This window comes from Pseudarthrobacter sulfonivorans (assembly GCF_031454915.1).
Taxonomy (GTDB): Bacteria; Actinomycetota; Actinomycetes; order Actinomycetales; family Micrococcaceae; genus Arthrobacter; species Arthrobacter sulfonivorans_C.
Window position 1 is genome coordinate 130,790 of sequence record NZ_JAVDRS010000008.1, and the last position, 19,043, is coordinate 149,832.

The 19,043-nt window shown below is 67.8% G+C and carries 19 protein-coding genes; 17 read left to right on the plus strand and 2 right to left on the minus strand.

The window, feature by feature from the left end:
• The first annotated feature begins 142 nt into the window (after window positions 1-142).
• The 16 genes from J2808_RS17210 (at window position 143) to J2808_RS17285 (ending at window position 15,610) form a co-directional block, all read left to right on the plus strand.
• Entirely contained in the window at window positions 143-973 is an 831-nt protein-coding gene (locus J2808_RS17210) for an IclR family transcriptional regulator (RefSeq protein ID WP_309819035.1), read from the plus strand.
• Between the two features lie 140 nt (window positions 974-1,113).
• On the plus strand, window positions 1,114-1,995 hold the full coding sequence (locus J2808_RS17215) for a shikimate dehydrogenase (RefSeq protein ID WP_309819037.1): 882 nt from the start codon (window positions 1,114-1,116) through the stop codon (window positions 1,993-1,995).
• Window positions 1,995-3,947, plus strand: a complete 1,953-nt coding sequence (locus J2808_RS17220) for a bifunctional sugar phosphate isomerase/epimerase/4-hydroxyphenylpyruvate dioxygenase family protein (protein WP_309819040.1) — start codon at window positions 1,995-1,997, stop codon at window positions 3,945-3,947. Before J2808_RS17215 ends, J2808_RS17220 begins: the two co-directional genes overlap by 1 nt.
• Before the next feature lie 86 nt (window positions 3,948-4,033).
• Window positions 4,034-4,909 (plus strand): protocatechuate 3,4-dioxygenase subunit beta, encoded by an 876-nt coding sequence (gene pcaH / locus J2808_RS17225; RefSeq protein WP_309819042.1) that lies wholly within the window; start codon window positions 4,034-4,036, stop codon window positions 4,907-4,909.
• Between the two features lies 1 nt (window position 4,910).
• A complete protein-coding gene (pcaG, locus tag J2808_RS17230; protein ID WP_309819044.1) occupies window positions 4,911-5,471 on the plus strand; it encodes a protocatechuate 3,4-dioxygenase subunit alpha in 561 nt (186 codons plus the stop codon).
• Window positions 5,468-7,006, plus strand: a complete 1,539-nt coding sequence (locus J2808_RS17235; protein ID WP_309819046.1) for a lyase family protein — start codon at window positions 5,468-5,470, stop codon at window positions 7,004-7,006. The genes pcaG and J2808_RS17235 overlap by 4 nt, the downstream gene beginning before the upstream one ends.
• Window positions 6,999-7,820, plus strand: a complete 822-nt coding sequence (locus J2808_RS17240) for an alpha/beta fold hydrolase (RefSeq protein ID WP_309819048.1) — start codon at window positions 6,999-7,001, stop codon at window positions 7,818-7,820. The genes J2808_RS17235 and J2808_RS17240 overlap by 8 nt, the downstream gene beginning before the upstream one ends.
• Window positions 7,817-8,266 carry a 4-carboxymuconolactone decarboxylase gene (gene pcaC / locus J2808_RS17245; RefSeq protein WP_309819050.1) on the plus strand — a complete coding sequence of 150 codons (450 nt, stop codon included), beginning with the start codon at window positions 7,817-7,819 and terminating at the stop codon, window positions 8,264-8,266. Before J2808_RS17240 ends, pcaC begins: the two co-directional genes overlap by 4 nt.
• Window positions 8,263-9,471, plus strand: coding sequence for a thiolase family protein (locus J2808_RS17250; RefSeq protein WP_309819052.1), 1,209 nt, complete (start codon window positions 8,263-8,265; stop codon window positions 9,469-9,471). Before pcaC ends, J2808_RS17250 begins: the two co-directional genes overlap by 4 nt.
• A gap of 2 nt (window positions 9,472-9,473) precedes the next feature.
• Window positions 9,474-10,133 (plus strand): 3-oxoacid CoA-transferase subunit A, encoded by a 660-nt coding sequence (locus J2808_RS17255; protein ID WP_309819054.1) that lies wholly within the window; start codon window positions 9,474-9,476, stop codon window positions 10,131-10,133.
• A gap of 2 nt (window positions 10,134-10,135) precedes the next feature.
• Window positions 10,136-10,804, plus strand: coding sequence for a 3-oxoacid CoA-transferase subunit B (locus J2808_RS17260; RefSeq protein WP_309819055.1), 669 nt, complete (start codon window positions 10,136-10,138; stop codon window positions 10,802-10,804).
• A 24-nt stretch (window positions 10,805-10,828) separates the two neighbouring features.
• On the plus strand, window positions 10,829-11,641 hold the full coding sequence (locus tag J2808_RS17265) for an IclR family transcriptional regulator domain-containing protein (RefSeq protein WP_309819057.1): 813 nt from the start codon (window positions 10,829-10,831) through the stop codon (window positions 11,639-11,641).
• 103 nt (window positions 11,642-11,744) lie between these two features.
• Window positions 11,745-12,983, plus strand: coding sequence for a Re/Si-specific NAD(P)(+) transhydrogenase subunit alpha (locus tag J2808_RS17270; protein ID WP_309819059.1), 1,239 nt, complete (start codon window positions 11,745-11,747; stop codon window positions 12,981-12,983).
• Window positions 12,983-13,273 (plus strand): NAD(P) transhydrogenase subunit alpha part 2, encoded by a 291-nt coding sequence (locus J2808_RS17275; protein WP_309819061.1) that lies wholly within the window; start codon window positions 12,983-12,985, stop codon window positions 13,271-13,273. The genes J2808_RS17270 and J2808_RS17275 overlap by 1 nt, the downstream gene beginning before the upstream one ends.
• Window positions 13,270-14,643, plus strand: coding sequence for an NAD(P)(+) transhydrogenase (Re/Si-specific) subunit beta (locus J2808_RS17280; protein ID WP_309819064.1), 1,374 nt, complete (start codon window positions 13,270-13,272; stop codon window positions 14,641-14,643). The genes J2808_RS17275 and J2808_RS17280 overlap by 4 nt, the downstream gene beginning before the upstream one ends.
• A gap of 46 nt (window positions 14,644-14,689) precedes the next feature.
• Entirely contained in the window at window positions 14,690-15,610 is a 921-nt protein-coding gene (locus J2808_RS17285; RefSeq protein ID WP_309819066.1) for a diacylglycerol/lipid kinase family protein, read from the plus strand.
• A gap of 22 nt (window positions 15,611-15,632) precedes the next feature.
• Here the strand turns inward: J2808_RS17285 and J2808_RS17290 are convergent, their stop codons facing one another.
• A complete protein-coding gene (locus J2808_RS17290; protein WP_309819068.1) occupies window positions 15,633-16,481 on the minus strand; it encodes an ACT domain-containing protein in 849 nt (282 codons plus the stop codon).
• Between the two features lie 148 nt (window positions 16,482-16,629).
• On the opposite strand from J2808_RS17290, the gene J2808_RS17295 reads away from it, so the two are divergent.
• Window positions 16,630-17,694, plus strand: coding sequence for an FUSC family protein (locus J2808_RS17295; protein ID WP_309819069.1), 1,065 nt, complete (start codon window positions 16,630-16,632; stop codon window positions 17,692-17,694).
• A 65-nt stretch (window positions 17,695-17,759) separates the two neighbouring features.
• Here J2808_RS17295 and J2808_RS17300 read toward each other — a convergent pair whose 3' ends face one another.
• The gene (locus tag J2808_RS17300; protein WP_309819071.1) at window positions 17,760-19,007 is read right to left on the minus strand and encodes an MFS transporter; all 1,248 of its coding nucleotides are present in this window, start codon (window positions 19,005-19,007) and stop codon (window positions 17,760-17,762) included.
• Window positions 19,008-19,043 lie beyond the last annotated feature (36 nt).

Sequence of the window (19,043 nt, forward strand, 5' to 3'; positions counted from 1 at the left end):
GTGTCCGTTGAAAGACCCGGACCAGTAGCCACATGGTGGGAGCTACTTGTGCGATACAGCAATGATGGCTGTGAGCACAGTCACTTGTCAAGAAAATAATCACCATCTAGAAATAGTTCCCACGATGTGGCAACATCGAGTTATGAGTGTGAATCAAACCACAGCCGATGACGGCGTTGTTCCCGACGATGACAGTGCCGCCGGGTTGAAGCCCAAAGCGGACCGTACTGACATGGTGGGCAAGGCCTTGGGCCTGCTGGTCCTCCTGGGTGACGAGCCCCGCGGTGCCAGCGCCGCGGAGATCTCCCGCCGTGCTGAGCTCCCCTTCAGCACCACGTACCGCCTGCTGGGCTCCCTGACCAGGGACGGCTTTGTGGATTATGAGCCGGACGGCCGCCGCTACCACCTGGGCCTGCGGATCTTCCAGCTTGGCCAGCGGGTCTCCCAGCATCACGGCTTCGCAGGCGCGGCCATGCCGGTGCTTCGCCGCGTGACCGAGCAGACGGGGGAGGCCACCATCCTCAGCGTTCGCGACGGCCACCACCACCTCACCGTCAACAAGGTGGACGGCCCGCAGATGTTCCGGGTGACCAGCGACCCGGGCCACCTGGGTGCCCTGCATGCGACCGCCGTCGGGAAGGCTCTCGTGGCGTTTGCGGACGATGCGGAGCGGGAAGCCCTCATTGAGGAGCTCGAGCTGGCACCGCTCACGGAGCGCACCATCACCGACCGTGCCGCCTTCCGCGCCGAAATGGACCGGGTCCGCCGCCAGGGATATGCCGTGATGGATGAGGAAAACGAGAACGGGATGCGCGCCGTGGCCGTGCCGCTGCTCAACTCCCAGGGCCACGCCTTCGCCTCGCTTGCCACGGCCGTCCCCGTCTTCCGCCTCAGCATGGAGGGCCTCCTGGCCCACGTACCCCTGCTGCAGGACGCCGCTGCCGAGCTGGCTGCCCGCCTGCCCCAGCGCTAACCGCATTACTCAAATGTTCGCATGTAGAACAAGCGTGCGATAAGTGAACAAGTGTTGTACTGTAATCCCTATCACCTGGCCCGCAGTGTCCGCCTTGAGCGCCGCCGCCCGCCACGTGCCGTATCAAAGGAGCTGCCCGGATGAGCAATCGAACTGAGTCCTACCTTGTGGGACTGGTCGGCGACGGCGTTATGCCGTCACTCACTCCTCCCATGCACGAACGCGAAGGCGATGTCCAAGGCCTGCGCTACCTCTACCGCCCCATCGACCTGCTGGAGCTCGGACTGTCCGGCGACGCCGTGGGGGATCTGCTCAAGAGCGCCCGCAGCCTCGGGTTCAACGGCCTGAACATCACCCATCCCTGCAAGCAGCTGGTCCTCCAGCACTTGGACGAGGTCTCGCCGGACGCCCTCCGGCTCGGCGCCGTCAACACCGTGGTGATCGAAGACGGCCGCTTCATCGGGCACAACACCGACTTCTCCGGCTTCGCCGCCGCCCTGGCGTCAGGCCTTCCGGGGGCACGGCTGGACCGCGTGGTCCAGCTCGGCGCCGGAGGTGCCGGCTCCGCCGTCGCCTACGCCCTGCTCACCGCCGGGGTGAAGACGCTGGACCTGGTGGACACGGACGCTGCCCGCTGTGCGGCGCGCGCCGCAGAGCTGGCCGGCTTCTTCCCGGACCGCACCATCACACCGCGTACGACGGCGGAGCTGCCGCAGCTGATGCCGCTGGCCGACGGTCTGGTGCACTGCACGCCGGTAGGCATGGCCGCCCATCCGGGCGTCCCACTGGACCTGGACCTGCTCGAATCCCGCCACTGGGTCGCGGACATCGTCTACCGCCCCATCGAGACCGAACTTGTCCTGGGTGCCCGCGCCAAGGGCTGCGAGGTCCTGGACGGTGGCCGGATGGCCGTGGGCCAGGCGGCGGACTCCTTCCGGATCTTCACCGGACTGGAAGCCAATGCGGACCGCATGCGCGGCCACTTCCTGGAGCTTGTGGCCCAGGAAGAGGTGGCTGCCTGATGCGCACCGGAATCGCCACGGTCTGCCTCTCCGGCACCCTGAAGGAAAAGATGCAGGCCTGTGCGATCGCGGGCTTCGATGGCATTGAAATCTTTGAGCAGGACCTGGTCACCTCCCCCGTCACGCCCGAGGACGTCCGCAAGATGGCGGCGGACCTTGGCCTCACGCTGGACCTCTACCAGCCTTTCCGCGACTTCGACAGCGTGTCCGAGGACCTGCTCACAGCCAACCTCCGCCGTGCCGAAGCCAAATTCAAACTGATGGCGCGGCTGGGCATGGACACCATCCTGGTCTGCTCCAACGTGGCCACCGCCAGCATCGACAGTGACGACCTCCGGGCCGAGCAGCTCGGCCGGCTGGCCGCATTGGCAGGGGACTACGGCGTAAAGGTTGCCTACGAGGCCCTTGCCTGGGGCAAGTACGTCAACGACTACGAGCACGCTCACCGGCTGGTGGAGGCCGTGGACCACCCCAGCCTGGGCACCTGCCTGGACTCCTTCCATATCCTCTCCCGCAACTGGGACACCGCGCCCATCGAGGCCTTCAGCCCGGAGAAGATCTTCTTCGTGCAGGTGGCGGACGCCCCGAAGCTCTCGATGGATGTCCTGTCCTGGAGCCGGCACTACCGGGTGTTCCCTGGCGAGGGCCAGTTCGAGCTCGCCAAGTTCATGGGACACATCGTCAGGGCCGGCTATAGCGGACCAGTGTCGCTGGAGATCTTCAACGACGTCTTCCGTCAGTCGGACGTGGAGCGCACCGCCGTGGACGGCATGCGCTCGCTCATCTGGCTGGAGGAACAGAGTGCCAAATGGCTCGAAGCCAACGCCCCGGCGCTTGCCGCTGCGGGCGCCGGCGCCGTCGGCACTGTTACCGCAGCCCGCCGTCGTTATCCCATGGAACTCGCCACGCTCCCGCAGGTGGCCGAACCGGCTGGCTACAACTTTGCCGAGGTCAAGGCGGCCGACACGAAGGGCCTGGAAACGGTCCTCGGCCAGCTCGGCTTTGAGTTCAACGGCCGGCACCGCACCAAGGACGTTCAGCTGTGGACCATGGGCCACGCCCGCCTGATCGTCAACGAAGGGTCCTCCGCGTCCGGGGACAACCTGGCGGGCACCACCGCCGATGCGTCACCCGCCATTGCCGGTTTGGGGTTCGACGTCGACTCCCCGGTGATTGCCTCCGCCCGGGCCCAGCAGCTCAAGGCCCCCGCAGTACCGCGCAAGAGCCAGGCCAACGAGGAAGTGTTCCAGGGCTTCGCCGCGCCGGACTCCACGGAGATCTTCCTGTGCCAAGGCAGCCCGGACGGCACCGCCGCCTGGACGAGTGAATTCGGGGAGGCTGCCAGTGAGTTCGGTGAGGGGCGGGAGGTTTCGCCTGCCGGTGGCACGGCGGTGATCGACCACGTCAACCTGGCCCAGCCGTGGCAGCACTTTGACGAGGCCGTTCTCTTCTACACCAGCGCCCTTGCCCTGGCGCCGCAGCCGTTCGCGGAGGTGCCCAGCCCCACCGGCCTGGTCCGCTCGCAGGTGATGGTCACGGGCGACCGCTCGGTGCGGCTGGTGCTGAACCTGGCGCCGCTCACGCAGCAGGACGGTTCCGGCGCCGGCCAGCGGAAGACGTACCAGGAACACATCGCTTTCGCTGTGGATGACCTGGTGACCACGGCGAGGGACTGCAAGGCCCGCGGACTGGAGTTCCTGGAGATCCCGGCGAACTACTACGAGGACCTGGACGCCCGGTTCGGCCTGGCGCCGGACTTCCTGGCGACGCTGCAGGAGCTGAACCTCCTCTACGACCGGGATGCTGACGGTGAATTCCTGCACTTCTACACCGCCACCGTGGGCAGTGTGTTCTTCGAAATGGTGGAACGCCGCGGCAACTATGACGGCTACGGGGCGCCCAACGCCCCCGTCAGGCATGCCGTCCAGTACGACCTCCTGCACCGCCCCTAAGACAACCCTTTTCCCAAACCAGCCCAACAAATCAGACCCCACCAAGCCCTACCAAACCAGCAAAGCAACCACGAAAGGAGCCAACCGTGCCGCAGGACATCAACACCCAACAGCTTGAGACCGACGAGTTCGTACCGGCCGCCGAACCCCACGCCGCGCGCCTCCCCCTGGACCGCGCCATTGAAACCCAGGCGGATCTCAGTGCAGAGATCAGCGCCCTGGGCGAGGCCTATGCGCGGGCGCTCAAGGACGGCGGCCCGGCCGAGACCCAGCCCCGCCTGGACTACGCACCCTACCGCAGCAGCATCCTCCGGCACCCCACCAAGAGCCTGCACCACGCGGACCCGGAGACCATCGAGCTGTATTCGCCGGCGTTCGGGCACCAGGACGTGCACGCGCTCGAAGCGGACCTGACCATCCAGCACAACGGCGAGCCCCAGGGTGAGCGGATCATCGTGGCCGGCAAGGTCCTGGACGGCGACGGCCGCCCGGTGGCCGGCCAGCTCGTGGAGATCTGGCAGGCCAACTCGTCCGGCCGCTACATCCACAAGCGCGACCAGCACCCGGCACCGCTGGACCCCAACTTCACCGGCGTGGGCCGCTGCATCACCGGCCCGGACGGCTCCTACCGGTTCACCACCATCAAGCCCGGCGCCTACCCGTGGAAGAACCACCTCAACGCCTGGCGTCCGGCGCACATCCACTTCTCAATGTTCGGCACCGAGTTCACCCAGCGCATCGTTACCCAGATGTACTTCCCGGGTGACCAGCTGTTCCCGCTGGACCCCATCTACCAGTCCATCGTTGACCAGGACGCCCGCGACCGCCTCGTGGCCACCTACGATCACGACCTGACTGAGCCCGAGTGGGCCCTGGGCTACAACTGGGACATCGTCCTGACCGGTTCCAAGCGGACCTGGACCGAAAACGAAGCGCTGGGCGCAGCAGGAGACGAGGAATAACGTGACTACCACCAAACTTGTTGCCACCCCGGGCCAGACCGTTGGCCCGTTCTACGGCTACGCCCTGCCGTACGAGAAGGACAACGAACTCCTGGCCCCCGGCTCGGCCGGCTCCATCCGCCTCCAGGGCACTGTCTACGACGGCTCCGGCGAAGCGATCCCGGACGCCATCCTTGAAATCTGGCAGCCCGACGCCGAAGGCAAGATCGTGCAGCGGACGGGCTCCCTGGTCCGCGACGGCTACACCTTCACCGGCTGGGGCCGCGGCGCCGTGGGCAACTCCGGCGTGTACACCTTCACCACTGTGAACCCCGGCCCCACCGAGCCCGGCGCAGCACCCTTCATCTCCGTGGCCGTGTTTGCCCGCGGCCTGATGAACCGGCTCTTCACCCGCGTTTACCTGCCCGAGAACGGGGAAGCCCTCGCCAAGGATCCGCTGCTGAGCTCGCTGGATCCGGAACGCCGGAGGACCCTGATCGCGCGCCGCGATCCCGATGGTGGACTCACGTGGGACATCCGTTTGCAGGGTGAGGGCGAGACAGTCTTCCTGGACTTCCAGTGACGGACGCTGCCCTGGGCAACTTCGGAAGCGCGGCCGACGGCGACGTCGGCCTGCTGAGTCCTGTCTCGGCGTCGCCCCTGGTGGCGGCGCTGACCGGTGACCGTGCGGTGCTCGCGGCGATTCTCGCCGTTGAGTCCGGCTGGGCCGCGGTACTGGAGAAAGCGGGCCTTGCGCCCGCCGGTTCCGCCGCCGTCGTGGCTTCCGCCGCGCAGGCGGGCCGCTACGACGCAGCGGGCATCGCGCTCCGGGCCCAGGGCGGCGGCAACCCCGTCATCCCGTTGCTGGCGGACCTGCGGAAGCAGGTTTCGGCGCTGGATGCCGCCGGCATCGGGGCCGGCGGTGTTGGTGCACTGCGTGCGGTGCACACCTCACTGACCAGCCAGGACGTGCTGGACACCGCCCTGATGCTGCTGGCGCGCAACACCGTTGAGGCTCTCCTCGGCGACTTGAAAACCACGACGGCGGCGCTCGCCACCCTGGCGGAAAAGCATGCGGACACGCTGGGCGTGGGCAGGAGCCTGACCCAGCACTCCCTGCCGTTCACGTTCGGGCTGCGGGCGGCGCAGTGGTTCCAGGGGCTGGCGGCCGCCGGCAGGCAGCTCGAAAATAACCAGTTCCCGGTGCAGTTCGGCGGCGCAGCAGGAACCCTGGCCGCGGGCACGGTGCTGACAGCCGGCACCTCCGCTACGCCCTTTACCCTTGCCGGTTCCCTGGCCAAGCAGTTGGGCCTCGCCCCTGCCCCGGCACCGTGGCACACGAACCGGCTGACCATCACGTCGCTCGGCAATGCTTTGGCGGCCGTGCTGGGCGCCGCGGGCAAGATCGCCACGGACGTCCTGTTCCTCAGCCGGCCCGAAGTGGCCGAACTTGCCGAACCGCGCGCGGCGGGCCGCGGCGTGTCATCGGCCATGCCGCAGAAGCAGAATCCGGTGCTGTCCGTCCTGGTCCGCAGCGCCGCCCTCCAGGCCCCGCAATTGGTGGCCCAGTTGCATCTGGCCACGGCCAACTTCAACGACGAACGCCCGGACGCAGCCTGGCACACCGAATGGCCTGCGCTCCGTGAACTGCTGAGGCTGGCGTTGGGCGCCGCCGGGCACCTCCGCGAGCTTGCCGAAGGCCTCCAGGTTTTCCCGGACGCCATGCGCCGCAACCTGGACCTCGCCGGACCGCTGCTCCTGTCCGAAGGGGTGGGCGCAGCAGTAGCCCCCCTCCTGGTCGAGAAGGATGGCCGCACCGGCAAGGAACAGCTGCAGGACGTGGTGGACCGGACCCTCGCCGCACCAGCCGCCGAGCAGGGCGCCACCTACCGGCGGCTGCTCCGCGAGGCGGTCCCCGTGGGTTCGCTCACGGACCTGCGGCTGGACGAACTCCTGGATCCGGCCAGCTACCTGGGCCAGTCAGCTGAGATCTCCAGTCGGATCCTGGCCGCGTACCCCGACTTCGCCCCAGCCCATCCCGGGTCTGCAGACCCCGTGTCGTTGACAGACCCCGTGTCATCAACCAACCCCGACCCGAACGGAGCCAACCGTGGCTAAACCGACCCTGAAGGCAGTTCTGCTTTCGCCCGAACGAGGCCTGGGCGAACGCCCGCTGCTGGTAGTGGGCCCCTCGCTGGGCACCTCCTCCGCCATTCTGTGGGGCGGGACGGCGGCGCTGCTGGCGAACGACTACGACGTTGTGGCGTGGGACCTGCCCGGCCACGGAGTCTCGCCCAAGGCCGCCGAGACCTTCGACGTCGCCGCCCTGGCGGACGCCGTGGTGGACCTGGTGGATTCGATCGCCCCCGGCGAATCCTTCCACTACGCCGGCGTCTCCCTGGGCGGAGCCACCGGCCTGCAGCTGGGCATCAAGCACGGCGAACGCCTCAAGAGCCTGTCCGTCCAGTGCTCCGGCGCCAAGATCGGCACCCCCGAAGGCTGGCTGGACCGCGCGGAACTGGTGCGCGGCCAGGGCACGCCGGTGGTCATCCAGGGCTCGGCGGAACGCTGGTTCGCACCCGGGTTTATGGACCGCCAGCCGGACCTGAGCAGCCGGCTCCTGCACTCCCTCCGCGATGCCGACCGCTTCAGCTACGCTTTCTGCTGCGAGGCCCTGGCGGGCTATGACGTCCGCGCCGAACTCGGCAGCATCACGGTCCCCACGCAGGCTGTTGCAGGTGTGGCGGATACTGTTGTGCCGCCGTCGTTCGCAGAAGAAATCGCTGCCGGCATTACCGCCGGGGGAGGCACTGCGAATGCTGTATCCCTGGACGGCGTGGCGCACCTGGCCCCCGCCGAGGCACCCGCCCACGTTGCCGAACTGCTGCGGAGCCTTATCACCTGGAGTGAAGCGCGCGGGGCGGCCAAATGAGCACCCTCGGCAGCGCAGAACGGCACGGCGTGGTCCAGCCGGATGCCACCAGCCAGGAAATTTACGACGGCGGCATGGTGGTCCGCCGGGAAGTGCTCGGCGCCGCGCATGTGGACCGGGCCAACGCCAACAAGGATGAGTTCACCGAGGACTTCCAGGACATGATCACGCGGATCGCGTGGGGTGGCATCTGGACCCGGCCCGGCATCTCCCGCCAGATGCGCTCCGCCGTAACCATCACGGCGATGGTGGCGCACGGGCACTGGGAGGAGCTGGCCATGCACATCCGCGCGGCCATCACGAACGGCCTGAGCCGGGACGAGATCAAGGAAATCCTGCTCCAGACCGCCATCTACTGCGGTGTCCCGTCCGCCAACACAGCTTTCAAGACAGCACAGCAGGTATTCCATTCCATGGACCACGCAGAAACGGATAGCAACTCATGAACCAGGCTTTTGTTTACGACGCCGTTCGCACGCCGTTCGGGAAGTTCGGCTCCGGCCTCGCGGCCGTGCGTCCGGATGACCTTGCCGCGCACGTGATCAAGGAATCCGTGAAGCGCGCCCCGGGGCTGGACCCCGAGCGGATCGACGAGGTGGTCTTTGGGAACGCCAACGGCGCCGGTGAGGAGAACCGCAACATCGCCCGGATGGGCACGCTGCTCGCCGGCCTGCCGGTCTCGATCCCCGGGACGTCCGTGAACCGGCTCTGCGGTTCCTCCCTGGATGCGGCGATCATCGCCTCCCGCCAGATCAACGCCGGCGACGCCGAGCTGATGCTGGTGGGCGGTGCCGAGTCGATGTCCCGCGCCCCCTGGGTGCTGCCGAAGACCGAGAAGCCCTACCCGGCCGGGGACATGACCCTGGCCTCCACCACGCTGGGCTGGCGCCTGGTGAACAAGGCCATGCCCAAGGAATGGACCATCTCCCTGGGCGAGGCCACCGAACGGCTCCGCGAGAAGTACGGCGTGACCCGCGAGGCGCAGGACGAGTTCGCCGCGAACTCCCACAACCTCTCCGCGGCCGCGTGGGATGAAGGCTTCTACGACAACCTGGTCACCCCGGTCCCGGGCACCGACCTGGTCCGCGACGAAGGCATCCGTGCCGGGTCCTCGGCGGAGAAGCTCGCCGGCCTCAAGACCGTGTTCCGGACCGAGAACGGCACCGTCACCGCCGGGAACGCATCCCCGCTGTCCGACGGCGCCTCCGCGGCCTGGATCGGCTCCGAGAACGCCGCCGGGCTGCTGGGCCTCGAACCCCTGGCCCGCATCGCCGGCCGCGGCGCGCACGGCAACGATCCGCAGTTCTTCGGGTACGCCCCCGTGGAGGCCGCGAACAAGGCCCTCGCGAAGGCGGGCATCAGCTGGGACCAGGTGGGCGCCGTCGAACTTAACGAGGCGTTCGCCGCGCAGTCCCTGGCCTGCATCAACGCCTGGGGCATCGACCCCACGATCGTGAACCGGCACGGCGGTGCGATCGCCATGGGCCACCCCCTCGGCGCGTCCGGCACCCGGATCCTGGGCACCCTCGCCCGGTCCCTGCAGGCCTCCGGTGAACGCTGGGGCGTCGCCGCGATCTGCATCGGCGTGGGCCAGGGCCTCGCCGTCGTCCTCGAAAACGTCACCGCCGGTAACGGCACAGGAAAGGCATAACCATGCTGAATTTTGTTGATTCCGTCAACGAGGCCGTGTCCGGCATTAAGGACGGTTCCACCGTGATGATCGGCGGGTTCGGCAACGCCGGGCAGCCGTTCGAACTGATCGATGCGCTGATGGACTGCGGCGCCAAGGACCTGACCGTGGTGAACAACAACGCCGGCCAGGGCGATCAGGGCCTGGCCCTGCTGATCAAGGAAGGCCGGGTCAGGAAGATGATTTGTTCCTTCCCGCGGCAGTCCGACTCCTGGCATTTCGACGCCAAGTTCCACGCCGGCGAGATCGAGCTGGAACTCGTCCCGCAGGGCAACCTGGCCGAGCGGATCCGCGCCGCCGGTGCCGGGATCGGCGGGTTCTTCACTCCCACCGGCTACGGCACCATGCTGGCCGAGGGCAAGGAAACCCGCATCATCGACGGCCGCGGCCAGGTGTTCGAATCACCCATCCACGCCGACGTCGCACTGATCAAGGCGCTGAAGGCCGACGGCGTGGGGAACCTCGTGTACCGCAAGACCGCCCGGAACTTTGGCCCCATCATGGCCGCCGCCGCCAAGCACACGGTGGTCCAGGTCTCCGAGATTGTCCCCACCGGCGGGCTCGACCCCGAAAACGTGGTCACCCCCGGAATCTACGTCAACAGCATCGTGAAGGTGGCCTGACCATGAGCACCGCAACTTCCATCCAGACGTCCGACAAGCCCCTGGGCCGCGACGCCCTCGCCGAACTCGTGGCGCGGGACATCGCCCCGGGCTCCTTCGTGAACCTCGGCATCGGCCAGCCCACCCTGGTCTCGAACTACCTCAAGCCGGAGCAGAACATCACGCTCCACACCGAGAACGGCATGCTGGGCATGGGCCCGGAAGCCACCGGGGACCAGATCGACGGCGACCTCATCAACGCCGGCAAGATCCCCGTGACCGAACTCCCCGGTGCGTCCTACTTCCACCACGCCGACTCGTTCGCGATCATGCGCGGCGGGCACCTGGACATCTGCGTGCTCGGCGCGTTCCAGGTCTCGGCCACCGGCGACCTTGCCAACTGGCACACCGGCGCCCCGGACGCCATCCCCGCCGTGGGCGGCGCGATGGACCTGGCCACCGGTGCCAAGGACGTCTTTGTGATGATGACGCTCCTGACCCGCGAGGGCGCCTCCAAGATTGTGGACGCGTGCACCTACCCCCTCACCGGCGTCGGCTGCGTGACCCGCGTGTACACGGACAAGGCGGTGTTCCTGACAGGGCCCGACGGCGTCACTGTCCGCGAGACGTTCGGCTGCACCCTGGAGGAACTCCAGGAACTGGTGCCGGTCCCGCTGAAGACCGCAGAGTAGTCAACGCCCCTAGGATTGATAACCATGACCAACGCACCAGCAACTGCACGGACCGCTCCCCAGGCGAGCGATCAGTACGTGCAGTCGCTGGCGCGCGGGCTGGCCGTCATCCGCGCGTTTGATAACGAGCACCCGGTCATGACCCTCACCGAGGTGGCGGCCCGGACGGACCTGACCAGGGCCACCGCCAGGCGGTTCCTGCACACGCTCGTTGAGCTGGACTATGTCCGGACCGACGGCAAGACGTTCGCGCTCACGGCCAAGGTCCTGCAGCTCGGCTACGCCTACCTCTCCGGGCTGTCCCTGCCCCAGCTGGCCCAGCCGCACCTGGAGGAACTGTCCCTCAAACTGGGCGAGTCCACCTCGGCGGCCGTGCTGGACGGGACGGACATCGCCTACATTGCCCGGGTGACCACGCGCCGGATCATGAACGTGGGCATCACGGTGGGAACCCGCTTCCCGGCCTACGCCACGTCCATGGGCAGGGTGCTGCTGGCCGCCCTGCCTCCCGCAGGACTCAAGGAGTACCTTGCCGCCGCGGAAATCAAACCGCTGACGCCGAAGGCGCTCGGAACGGTTCCGGAGCTGCTGGCAGTGCTGGACTCTGTCCGGGAGCAGGGCTGGTGTTTGCTGGACCAGGAGCTGGAGCCGGGGCTGATGTCCGTGGCGGCGCCGGTGTACGACGGCCCCTCCAAGGTGGTGGCGGCGATCAATGTGTCGCTGCAGGCCCAGTCCGTGGCAGCCCAACCCGACCCCGAGGCTTACCTGGCTGCGGTCGCCCGGGAAACTGTGGCCACGGCGAAGGTCGTCTCTGCGGACCTCACCGCGCGGCGATAGCCCTCGTACCTAACACCCGCGGCGGACCCGGCACAAAATGAGTGCATATCCCGCACGGTGGGTCATAGACTCGAGCCAACTACGTCCGTAAGGGAGTTGGCGGTTGAAACTGGGCATACCGCGGGAACGGCATGAGGGTGAGCGCCGTGTTGCCGCCACACCGGAAACGGTCATGCAACTGGCGGGGCTGGGCCTTGACGTCCTGATCGAAGCCGGCGCCGGTGCCGCCGCCGGCCATTCAGACCACGACTATGATCGTGCCGGCGCTCGGATTGTCCCCACCCTCCAGCCCGCTGACCTGGACATCCTGGTCCACGTCCGGCCGCTGGAAACCGCGATGGCGATGGCCCTGAAAAGGGGCGCCGTCACCGTGGGCCTGGCCTCGCCGTCGTCCGAACTCGCAACGGTGCAGGCGCTTGCGGACGGCGGCGTCACCTCCTTCGCCCTGGAACTGGTGCCCCGCATTTCCCGCGCCCAGTCCATGGACGCCCTCAGTTCCCAGGCCCTGGTGGCCGGGTACCGCTGCGTGCTGGAGGCGGCCATCCGGCTACCCAGGTTTTTCCCGCTGTACATGACCGCCGCCGGAACCGTCCCGCCGGCCCGCGTCCTGGTGCTGGGTGCCGGTGTTGCCGGGCTGCAGGCCATCGGCACCGCCAAACGGCTCGGGGCCCGTGTCTCCGCCAATGACATCCGGCCCGCCTCGGCCGACGAAGTCGCATCGATGGGCGGCACCTTCATCAAACTGGACCTGGAAACGGCCGAAGCCTCGGGCGGCTACGCCCGTGAGCTCAGTGCGGACCGCGGCGCCCTCCAGCGTGAACTCCTCGCCCCGCATGTCGCCCAGGCAGATGTCCTGATCACGACGGCGGCCGTCCCCGGCAGGCGCGCACCGCTCCTGGTGAGCCGCCAGATGGTGCAGGGCATGCGCCCCGGTTCCGTCGTCGTCGACCTCGCCGCTGAGTCCGGCGGCAACGTGGAAGGTGCCGTTCCCGGCCAGGACATCCTGGTGCCCACCGCCGACGGCCAGGGCCATGTCACCCTGGTGGGGCTGAAGGACGCGCCGTCCGCGATGGCCTCGGACGCGTCCCGCCTCTACGCCAAGAACGTGGCCAACCTGCTCGCCCTCATGACCCGCGACGGTACGGTGGCGCCTGATTTCGACGACGACGTTATCGCGGGTGCCTGCCTCACGCACGACGGCGGGGTGCGGCACCTGCCCACGGCCGAGGCGCTGGCAGCGCTCATCCCTGCACTGCCGGACCATGCGCCGAGCGTTCAGGATGACGTGATTCAGAACCTCCGCGTGCAGAACGACAGGGTCCGGAACGAGGGGGGAATCTGATGGATGGCATGAGCCTGCTGACAGTCACCGTGCTGGCGGTGTTTGTTGGCTTCGAGGTGGTCTCCAAGGTCTCCAGCACCCTGCACACACCCCTCATGTCCGGCGCCAATGCCATCCACGGCATCATCCTGGTGGGTGCCATCATCGTGGCCGGCCAAGCCGCCGACGCCTGGGTCCTTGCCATCGCGCTGCTGGCCGTGGTGCTGGCCACCGCCAACCTCGTGGGCGGCTTTGTGGTCACCGACAGGATGCTGCACATGTTCCGCGGCCGCAGGGAGGACGCAAAGTGAGCCTCCTCGATCCGGTCTGGACCTCCCTGCTCTACCTCGCCGCCGCAGTCTTCTTCATCCTGGCACTCCGCGGCCTCAGCTCTCCCCGCACCGCCCGCCGCGGCAACCTGATCGGCGCCTTCGGCGCGCTGCTCGCCGTCGTGACGGTGTTCCTGTCGGCGCGGCTGGAGAACATCCCCTGGATCATCGGCGCCATCGCGGTGGGAACGGCAGTGGCCGCCCCCGTGGCGCGGCGCGTGAAAATGACCCAGATGCCCCAGCTGGTGGCCCTGTTCAACGGGGTGGGTGGCGGCGCCGCAGCACTGGTCGCGCTCCTGGAGCTCAGCCACAACGCAGACCCGTGGGTGCGCCTCGCCATCGTCTTCACCCTCCTGGTGGGGGCCGTGTCCTTCGCCGGTTCCGGGGTCACGTTCGCCAAGCTCCAGGAACTCATGACCACCCGCCCGGTGGTGTTCCCCGGGCTCCCCGTGGTGATGGCCGCGGTGCTGCTCACCGCGGTGGGCACCGCCGTTGCCGTCGTCCTCACCGGTTCCCTGGCGCTTGCGGTGCTGCTCATGGTGCTGGGACTCGCCGCCGGAGCGCTGCTGGTCTTGCCGGTGGGCGGGGCCGACGTGCCAATCGTCATCTCGCTCCTGAACGCCTTCACCGGCCTCGCGGTGGCGGCCTCCGGCGTGGTGCTGGGCAATGTCCTCCTGGTGGTGGCGGGCACGCTGGTAGGTGCCTCCGGTACCATCCTCACCCGGGCCATGGCCGCGGCGATGGGCCGCAGCGTGGCCGGCATCCTGTTCGGTGCCTTCAAGGGAGGCTCGACGGCGGGATCCACCGCCGTAAGCGAACGTCCCGTCAGATCCTCCAGCGCGGAGGACGTGGCGGTGCTCCTGGGCTACGCGCAGCGGGTGATCATTGTGCCCGGCTACGGCCTGGCCGTGGCGCAGGGCCAGCACACCGCCGCCGAACTGGCGCTGGCACTGGAAGCCCGCGGCATCGACGTGGACTTCGCCATCCACCCCGTGGCCGGCCGGATGCCTGGGCACATGAACGTGCTCCTGGCCGAGGCCAACGTGCCGTACGAGTCGCTCAAGGAAATGGGTGAGATCAACTCCGAATTCCGGACCGCAGACGTGGCGCTGGTGGTGGGCGCCAATGATGTGGTGAACCCGGCCGCGAAGACGTCCTCCGGCTCGCCCATCTACGGGATGCCCATCCTGGAAGTGTCCGACGCCCGCCAGGTGATCTTCCTGAAGCGCTCCATGCGGCCCGGGTTCGCTGGCATCGAGAACGAACTCCTCTACGAACCGCAGACGTCCCTGCTCTTCGGCGACGCCAAGGATTCATTGGCGAAGGTACTGGGGGCCGTGAAAGCGCTGTAGCAAGTAGCCTTTGCATAGGCATTATTCAACTTCACCGAAGGACACCATGACTGCCAACAACTCCACCGGCCTCAAGCGTGCGGCCATCATCATCAACCCTGCCAAGCCTGTGGACGTTGACGTCGAGGCCCTCGCGGCCAAGCACTGCACGGAGAACGGCTGGGGTGAGCCCATTTGGCTCGAAACCACCAAGGAAGACCCCGGCGTCGGCCAGGCGAAGGAGGCACTCAAGCTAGGGGCCGACGTCGTTATTGCGGCCGGCGGCGACGGCACCGTGCGCTGCGTGGCTGAGGTCCTCGCCGGCGGCGATGTGCCCATGGGGCTGCTTCCGTTCGGGACGGGCAACCTCCTGGCCCGCAACCTGGGCATGGACGTCACTGACTTTGACGGTGCCATGGCAGGGGCGCTGGCGGGAACTGACCGGAAAATCGATGTGGTCCGTGCCCGCCGGAACGACCCCGACAAGGAGCAGGTCTTCCTGGTCATGGCAGGCGTCGGCTACGACGCCACCATCATGGCCGACACCAACGAGGACCTCAAGGACAAAGTGGGCTGGCTGGCCTACGTGGACGCCGGCATCCGGAACCTGCCCGGCAAGCCCATTAAGGCCACCATCGCGATCGACGGCAAGGACGTGGTGCACCGCGGCGTCCGGAGCGTCATGGTGGGCAACTGCGGCAAGGTCCAGGGCGGACTGGAGATTTTCCCCGAAGCCAAAATGGACGACGGCCTGCTGGATGTAGCCGTACTCGCCCCCCATCACGGCAAGCTGGGCTGGCTCTCGGTGATCGCCGGCATGATCGGCAAGGGGCGGGGCAAGGACACCGCGGTGGAGTACTACCAGGGCAAATCCGTGGAGATCACACTGGAACACAACGACGACTACCAGCTGGACGGCGACCACGAGGGCGAAGGCAAGCACGTGGCCATGACCATCGAGCCGGGCGCGCTCACCGTCCGTATGTAACCCTCCCTGCCGCCTGCATGGGTTAGCCGGCTGACATGGGGTGGGCCGACGCCGGGCGGTGGGCCAGGATTTCGGCGAGCTCCGCGAGCCGGTGCGCGCGGGCCGACTCGGCGGGCGTGAACGGCTCGCCGGGACGGGCAAAGATGATGGGGCCGTGCCAGGCAGTGGGGATCTTCAGGCGGGTGCCGGCATCGTGCCTTTCCAAGGCAGCCTCGGCCGGCGTGAGAACCCGCGCACGCAACAGCTCGGCCACTGCCAGCGGCAGTTCGTCCGGTGCATCGGCGATCCTGGCAGCGAGGCTCAGCGCCTTGGTCTGGCCGTCCGCCATGGCCAGGGCGGTGGTGGGCCACACCTTGGAACGGGAGCCGCCGCCGTCGTGCAGTGCCTCCAGCAGTTGGCGTTCACTCAGGTTCCCCGGCGCCGAGAGCACAAACTCGTCCAGCACGCCGCCGGCCACAGGGTGGACATGAATGCTCAGGATGTTGGTGTCGAGGCGGGCCAGCGCCCGGGTGACCTTCTGCAGCGCACCCGGCTGGTCCAGCAGGACCGTGCGCGCCCGCCACAGAGCCGGGGCGGTGCCCAGCCTCCTGCGGTGCCTGAGCGCCGGGGCGTGCAGCCAGCCACGCAGGATCCGGGCCGCGGACGGCTCAGCCACCCAGATCACCAGCACGGTGGCAGTAAGGGTGAGGACCAGCACTTTGGCCAGGTACGGCAGGTGCGTTTCCACCACAAGGGCGTGGACCAGCAGCTCAATGGGGAGCATCACGGCGACATTCGCCAATGTGAGGCGGGTCTTGGTGGGTTCGGGCATCAGGCCGCAGACTTCGCAGCTCAGGTCAGCCGTGGCAGGGATGCTTGCGGTGGGCTTCATGCCCTAAGGATTGCTTGGGGGTGTTTCGGCGGTGTTGCCCGGCCGTTCCGATCGTGGGAACAGGCTGCGGCGTAGGATCGATGTGGACGTCAGCGCCGCCGCCCGCCAGAGAATGACCAGCTGTACTGCAGGAAGGCGCCATCAGCACGTGAAGATCCTCGCTGAGATGTTCAGCATCGCTCCCGCCAACAAGGACCACCACCCGGCCATCCGGTGCGCCGTGGGAGTGTTTGTCCCCCTGATCACGCTGGTGCTGCTGGGCCGGCTGGACCTGGCGATCTTCGCCACGTTTGGTGCGTTCACCGGGATTTACGGCCGCGGTGAACCTCACGGCATCCGGTTCGCCCTGCAGCTCCGTGCCGGCCTGCTGATGCTGGCCGTCATCCTGCTGGCAGCGCTCGCGGCCCGCGCCGGTGGGGCCTGGGGGCTGGACAGTTCCGCCACGACCTGGCTCCTGGTCCTGGCCACAACGCTCGTGGCCGGCGGCTGTTCTTTGGCCATCTCCTGGCTTCGGCTGCGTCCGGCCGGCTCGCTGTTCCACATCTTCGCTTTCGCCGCCATCGCGTCCATCCCCAACCAGCCACCGGTATGGGAAGGCATGCTGGTGGCAGCACTCTCCACCGCCTTCTGCCTGCTGATCGGGTTCTCCGCGCGGGTCCTGCCGAGCCACCGCACGCCGTGGGTGCGTCCGCGCCCCATCCGGCGCACGGCTGATGAGCGGCGGACGGCCTGGCTGGAGGGCCTGGGCTACCTGGTGGCGGCCGGACTGGCCGGCGCCCTCGCCACCTGGGCGGGACAATGGCTGGGATTCGGCCACAACTACTGGGCGATGGTGGCCGCAGTGGTCCCGCTGGTGGGGCACACCACCCGGCACCGTGTCAGCCGCGGTGTGCAAAGGATCATTGGCACTGTCCTGGGGCTGGCACTGCTTGCCGCCATCCTGCTGCTCGGCCTTGCACCCTGGCAGACGGTGCTGATGATCGCTGTCTGCCAGTTCGGCGCGGAGCTGTTCATCGCCCGCCAGTACGTGCTGGCGCAGCTCTTTGTCACCCCGCTGGCTTTGATCTCCACGCTGCTGGTGGTGCCCGCGTCGCCCGCCGTTTTGCTCCGGGACCGCATCATCGAGACATTGATTGGTGCCGCCGTCGGAATTTCCGTGGTGCTGGCACCGCTGGTGTGGCGGCGGCTGCGCGGGGAACCCCTGCCGGCATGACCGGCGGCGGTACCCACCCCTTTCGGGCTTGCTCGCAGGACTGACCTTCAGGGCGCCCGACGGCGTCAGTTTGGTTGGGTGCCGACGCCTGCGGAACGCCCCGGGGCAACTTTGATCGCATGGGGCACGGCCACCAGTGCCAGGACGGCAATAACGGCGGCTCCTGCGAAGGCGTAAAAGCCCCACGGGTAGGCGATTCCCGCCGCCACCAGTGTTCCGGTCACTGCCGGTCCCATGATGGCGCCCAAGCGGCCCACGCCGGCCGCAAATCCCAATGCCGTGGCACGAAGCCTGGCGGGGAAGAGCTGGCTGACCCACGCGTAGACCAGCACCTGGGAGCTGAACACAAAGACGCCGGTGACAAACACTGCGGCGTTGAGCAGCAGCTCGTTCTGAATCTTCACGCTGAGGATTGCCAGGAGGACTGCCGAGAGCCCGAACCACAGCAGGACGATTCTCTTGGTGCCGTGCTTGTCGGCCAGGATGCCGGCCACTACCAGGCCCGCTACTGCGCCCACGTTCAGGACCAGCAGGAGCACCAGCCCCGTGCTCACGGTGTAGCCGGCGGCGGCCATGAGCTGGGGCAGCCAGGTGTTCAGGCCGTAGACCAGGAGCAGTCCCATAAAGGAGGCGATGCCGATGCCCAGTGCCACCAGCGGGTACGGCTTCTTGGCCAGGTCGCGGAAGGACGCACGGTTTTCGACCGCGGCCGGCTCGTTCGCCTGCGCAGGCGCGGGCGGGAGGGTCTCGGGCAGCTTGAACCACAGGAACGGGGCCAGTGCGAAGCCTGCCAGGCCGCCCACCACGAACATGATCCGCCAATCGGGAACCACCAGGATGGCAAGGAAGGCCGTGGCCACGGCGCCCACGTGGTAGCCGGTCATGGTGAGGGTAGTGGACTTGCCGGCCGTTCCCGGCCGTGCGTAGTCGTTCATGTAGGCCAGTGCCGCGGGAAGGCAGGCGCCGAGGCCCAGGCCGGCGAGCATGCGGAAGATACTGAAGAGGGCGACATTCGGGGCGAACACCACAGCGAGGGTGAAGAGGGAGAACCAGAGAACGCAGGCCACCAGCAGCCGGCGGCGTCCGAACCGGTCAGACAGCGGGGCGATGAACAGGGCGCCGATGCCCACGCCTACCAGTGAGATGGTGGCCGCGAACGTTGCCCCCACCGCATCGAAGCCCAGTTCGTTGGTTTTGATCAGCGTGGGGATCACGGTACCGAGGACCACCAGGTCGAAGCCGTCCAGCACCATGGCCAGCCAGCACAGCCACACCGGCCATTTGGATCGTTGGTGGAGTGTCGTCGTTGGCATGGCAAACCTCGGTGGATCGTGAGCGGCTGATCGTAG

Excerpts from the sequence above, each read along its gene's own strand:
- J2808_RS17265 (WP_309819057.1), top strand. The coding sequence starts at position 10,829 with ATGACCAACGCACCAGCAACTGCACGGACCGCTCCCCAGGCGAGCGAT.
- J2808_RS17290 (WP_309819068.1), bottom strand. The coding sequence starts at position 16,481 with ATGAAGCCCACCGCAAGCATCCCTGCCACGGCTGACCTGAGCTGCGAA.
- J2808_RS17215 (WP_309819037.1), top strand. The coding sequence starts at position 1,114 with ATGAGCAATCGAACTGAGTCCTACCTTGTGGGACTGGTCGGCGACGGC.
- J2808_RS17260 (WP_309819055.1), top strand. The coding sequence starts at position 10,136 with ATGAGCACCGCAACTTCCATCCAGACGTCCGACAAGCCCCTGGGCCGC.
- J2808_RS17250 (WP_309819052.1), top strand. The coding sequence starts at position 8,263 with ATGAACCAGGCTTTTGTTTACGACGCCGTTCGCACGCCGTTCGGGAAG.
- J2808_RS17275 (WP_309819061.1), top strand. The coding sequence starts at position 12,983 with ATGGATGGCATGAGCCTGCTGACAGTCACCGTGCTGGCGGTGTTTGTT.
- pcaC (WP_309819050.1), top strand. The coding sequence starts at position 7,817 with ATGAGCACCCTCGGCAGCGCAGAACGGCACGGCGTGGTCCAGCCGGAT.
- J2808_RS17300 (WP_309819071.1), bottom strand. The coding sequence starts at position 19,007 with ATGCCAACGACGACACTCCACCAACGATCCAAATGGCCGGTGTGGCTG.
- J2808_RS17220 (WP_309819040.1), top strand. The coding sequence starts at position 1,995 with ATGCGCACCGGAATCGCCACGGTCTGCCTCTCCGGCACCCTGAAGGAA.
- J2808_RS17255 (WP_309819054.1), top strand. The coding sequence starts at position 9,474 with ATGCTGAATTTTGTTGATTCCGTCAACGAGGCCGTGTCCGGCATTAAG.
- J2808_RS17285 (WP_309819066.1), top strand. The coding sequence starts at position 14,690 with ATGACTGCCAACAACTCCACCGGCCTCAAGCGTGCGGCCATCATCATC.
- J2808_RS17210 (WP_309819035.1), top strand. The coding sequence starts at position 143 with ATGAGTGTGAATCAAACCACAGCCGATGACGGCGTTGTTCCCGACGAT.